Annotated in this window: 1 protein-coding gene; it reads right to left on the bottom strand. The window is 66.1% G+C overall.

All coding sequences use genetic code 11. From position 1 onward, the window contains the following. Nucleotides 1–386 (bottom strand): LLM class flavin-dependent oxidoreductase (locus tag ETC02_RS17130; RefSeq protein ID WP_171698496.1); only part of this gene is annotated, 386 nt, incomplete at both ends.

The following is a 386-nucleotide window of genomic DNA, read 5'->3' as shown; positions in this document are numbered from 1 at the left end:
GTATTGCACCAGGTCTTCGAAGGTGGATTTGGCCCAGTTGCCATCGCCCTCCGGCGAGGCCTTGCCGGCCTGTTTCACCGCGTCGCCGAAGGCGTTCACCGCCTCGTAGTCGGCCTTGGCGATGATCTCGTCGAGCACCGCCCGCGCTTCCTCCTCGGTGTCGCGGGCAATGATGAAGGCGTTCACTCCGACCTTGACCGAATGGCCGTTGGCCGCCGCCTTGGCGCGGATGTCCTCGACCTGGGCGCGGATGCCGTCGATGCTGTTGCCGTTGGTGAAGTACCAGTCGGACACGCGCGAGGCCATGTCCCGCGCCGCCCGCGAGCTGCCGCCCTGGAAGATTTCCGGGTGCGGCTGCTGGATCGGCTTGGGTTTCAGGGTGTAGT

Origin of the sequence: Geobacillus sp. DSP4a, from assembly GCF_013096875.1 — a bacterium.
Taxonomy (GTDB): domain Bacteria; phylum Bacillota; class Bacilli; order Bacillales; family Anoxybacillaceae; genus Geobacillus; species Geobacillus thermophilus.
This window is presented reverse-complemented; position numbering and strand designations above follow the sequence as displayed.